Annotated in this window: 3 protein-coding genes; 1 reads left to right on the top strand and 2 read right to left on the bottom strand. The window is 71.5% G+C overall.

Annotation, left to right across the window (positions count from 1 at the left end; all coding sequences use genetic code 11):
• Nucleotides 1-116: 116 nt before the first annotated feature.
• Nucleotides 117-608, bottom strand: coding sequence for a ribose-5-phosphate isomerase (locus ACFXPK_RS13100; RefSeq protein WP_384997416.1), 492 nt, complete (start codon nt 606-608; stop codon nt 117-119).
• Nucleotides 609-806: 198 nt separating this feature from the next.
• Between ACFXPK_RS13100 and ACFXPK_RS13105 the strand changes: the two genes are divergently transcribed.
• On the top strand, nt 807-2,288 hold the full coding sequence (locus ACFXPK_RS13105; RefSeq protein WP_384997414.1) for an amino acid permease: 1,482 nt from the start codon (nt 807-809) through the stop codon (nt 2,286-2,288).
• 114 nt (nt 2,289-2,402) lie between these two features.
• On the opposite strand, the gene ACFXPK_RS13110 is transcribed toward ACFXPK_RS13105, so the two are convergent.
• Complete coding sequence (locus ACFXPK_RS13110; protein WP_385074706.1) at nt 2,403-2,987, bottom strand: biotin transporter BioY; 585 nt, start codon at nt 2,985-2,987, stop codon at nt 2,403-2,405.
• Between the last annotated feature and the right edge of the window lie 252 nt (nt 2,988-3,239).

Consider the following 3,239-nt stretch of genomic DNA (forward strand, 5'->3'; position numbering starts at 1 on the left):
GGGGGGTGGGGGGTGTTCCGTCCGCCCGGGGGGGCGGGTTGTCGGGGGGGGGGGGGGGGGGGGGGGGGGGGCGGGGGCGGGGGCGGGGGGGGGCCCCCCCCCCCCCCACGGATCGGTCAGTTGTCCTGCTGCGGGTGGTGGGCCGGGACCGGCGGCAGTTCGTGGGTGGTCTCGTACTCCGTGAGCATCGCGATCCGGCGCGCGTGGCGCTCCGCGCCGGAGTACGGGGTGGCGAGGAAGACCTCGATGAACCGGGTCACCTCGTCCTGGGTGTGCATCCGGCCGCCGACGGAGATGACGTTGGCGTCGTTGTGCTCACGGCCGAGCTCGGCCGTCTGCTCGCTCCAGGCGAGGACGGCCCGGACGCCCTTGACCTTGTTCGCGGCGATCTGCTCGCCGTTGCCCGAGCCGCCGATCACGATGCCGAGGCTGTCGCCGTCCGCGGCGGTGCGCTCCGCGGCGCGCAGGCAGAACGGCGGGTAGTCGTCCTGGGCGTCGTAGATGTGGGGGCCGCAGTCCACGGGGTCGTGGCCCTGGGCGGTGAGCCACTCCACCAGGTGGTTCTTGAGTTCGAAGCCGGCATGGTCGGAACCGAGGTACACGCGCATGGGGCGAAGTGTGGCACGTGGGCCGGGAGGCGCGCATGGGCGGGTCGTGGATGGGTAACGGTGTTCCAGATCAACGCTCCATTACGGAGTGCCACTCTCCGGTAAAGATACGGAATAGCCACTTCCGTCGACGTCCGGACGAACGCTTGAATGCGGGAACTCGTCATTCGAGTAACAAGCAGACGTAAGGATTCTCGCATGACCTCCCTGCCGTCCCCCACGAAGGAAGGCGGAAACCCCAGCGAGCCTGGGAATCCGAACTCCTCCGACGGCCTGCAAGCCGGCCTCAAGAACCGCCACCTCTCCATGATCGCGATCGGCGGTGTGATCGGCGCCGGTCTGTTCGTCGGCTCCGCGTCCGGGATCGCCGCCGCGGGACCGGCCATTCTGCTCTCGTACGCCTTGGTCGGCGCGATGGTCGTGCTCGTCATGCGGATGCTCGGCGAGATGGCCGCGGCGCGGCCCAGCTCGGGCTCCTTCTCCGCCTACGCGGACCAGGCCCTGGGCCGCTGGGCGGGGTTCTCCATCGGCTGGCTGTACTGGTTCTTCTGGGTGGTGGTGCTGGCGGTCGAGGCGACGGCCGGCGCGCAGATCCTGGAGGGCTGGATACCCGCCGTCCCGCAGTGGGCCTGGGCCCTGATCGTGATGCTGGTGCTGACCGGGACGAATCTGGTCTCCGTCTCGTCGTTCGGTGAATTCGAGTTCTGGTTCGCCGGAATCAAGGTGGTGGCGATCACCGGGTTCGTCGTGGTCGGGCTGCTGGCCGTCTTCGGGCTGCTGCCGGGCTCGGACAATCCGGGCGCGGGTTTCGGCCACCTCACGGACGCGGGCGGCTTCTTCCCCAAGGGGCCCGGCGCGATCCTCACCGGGGTGCTGATGGTCGTGTTCTCCTTCATGGGCAGCGAGATCGTCACGCTGGCCGCCGGTGAGTCCTCGAACCCACAACGCGCGGTCGCCAAGGCCACCAACAGCGTGATCTGGCGGATCGCCGTCTTCTACCTGGGCTCGGTCTTCGTCGTCCTGACGCTGCTGCCCTGGAACGACAAGTCGATCACCAAGGACGGCTCGTACGTCGCGGCGCTCAACTCGATCGGGATCCCGCACGCCGGTCAGGTCATGAACGTCATCGTGCTGACCGCCGTGCTCTCCTGTCTGAACTCCGGTCTGTACACGGCGTCCCGGATGGCGTTCTCGCTCGGCCAGCGCGGGGACGCCCCCGCGTCGTTCGCGCGGACGACCGGGCGCGGCGTGCCGCAGACGGCGATCCTGTCGTCCGTGGCCTTCGGTTTCGTCGCGGTCTTCTTCAACTACCAGTGGCCCGACACGGTCTTCGCGTTCCTGCTGAACTCGTCGGGCGCGGTGGCCCTCTTCGTCTGGCTGGTGATCTGTTTCACGCAGCTGCGGATGCGCGGGATCATCCTGCGGGAGACGCCGGAGAAGCTGGTCGTACGGATGTGGCTCTTCCCGTATCTGACCTGGGCGACGATCGCGATGATCTCGTTCGTCCTGGTCTACATGCTCACCGACGACGCGGCGCGCGAGCAGGTGCTGCTGTCGCTGCTGGTGGCGGCGCTCGTGGTGGGGATCGCGCTGGCGCGCGACCTGCGCAAGCGGCGGCCCGGCGGAGAGGACGCGGTGGACGAGGCGGCTCCGGCCGAGAGTCCGGTCGTCAAGAGCTGAGCTCCGCCTCCGGAGCGCTGAGGTCCGCCTCCGGAACCGGGACATGGGTGAGGCGCTTCGTACCGCGGGTGTGCGGTACGGAGCGCCTCACGCGTGTCCGGGGTGCGGTGTCCGTCAGCCCTTGTTGCCCAGGAGCTTCCAGGCGGCGGGCAGCGCGCCCATCGCCAGCGCCGCCTTGAGCGCGTCGCCGAGCAGGAAGGGCACCAGGCCGGCGGCGACGGCGGCGCCCGGCGCCATGCCGGTGGAGAGCGCCAGGTAGGGGACGCCGACCGCGTAGATGACGGCGGAGCCGATCACCATCGTGCCGGCGGTGCGCAGCGCGGAGCGGTCGCCGCCGCGGCGGGCCAGCGCGCCCACCACGGTGGCGGCGAGCAGCATGCCCAGGACATAGCCGAAGGAGGCGCCGCCGGGGCCCGAGGAGCCCGCGGAGAACCAGGGCATCCCGGCCATCCCGACCAGGGTGTAGAGCGCCAGGGAGAGGAAGCCGCGGCGGGCGCCGAGCGCGGTGCCGACGAGCAGCGCGGCGAAGGTCTGGCCGGTGACGGGGACCGGCGAGCCGGGGACGGGCACGGCTATCTGGGCCGCGAGGCCGGTCAGCGCGGCGCCGCCGAGGACCAGGGCGATGTCCCGGGTGCGGCTGGCGGGGAGGAGGTCGGCGAGAACCGCTCCGGTACGGGGGGCTGCGGCAGCAGTGCTCATGGGGACTCCGCGATCGGGCGTGGCGGCGCCGTGTCGGGCGCCTGGGGACAGCCCGACCGTAACCCACGGGTCCCCGGCGGATCACCGTCAGCCATCCACAAAGCGGAGGTCAGCGCGTTGTCGAAGGTGTCACACGGAGGTGGGGGGGGGGGGGGGGGGCCGCCGCGGCGGGCCCCGCGCGCGCACCGCGCGCGGCGCGGGCGGGCGCGCGCACCCCGCCGGCGGCCCGGCGCCCCCCACACACCCCCACAC

The organism is Streptomyces sp. NPDC059142 (assembly GCF_042755665.1).
In the GTDB taxonomy this organism is placed as follows: Bacteria; Actinomycetota; Actinomycetes; order Streptomycetales; family Streptomycetaceae; genus Streptomyces.

What these genes read in the sequence shown, in the direction of transcription:
- ACFXPK_RS13100 (WP_384997416.1), bottom strand. Translation starts at nt 608, where the DNA reads ATGCGCGTGTACCTCGGTTCCGACCATGCCGGCTTCGAACTCAAGAAC.
- ACFXPK_RS13110 (WP_385074706.1), bottom strand. Translation starts at nt 2,987, where the DNA reads ATGAGCACTGCTGCCGCAGCCCCCCGTACCGGAGCGGTTCTCGCCGAC.
- ACFXPK_RS13105 (WP_384997414.1), top strand. Translation starts at nt 807, where the DNA reads ATGACCTCCCTGCCGTCCCCCACGAAGGAAGGCGGAAACCCCAGCGAG.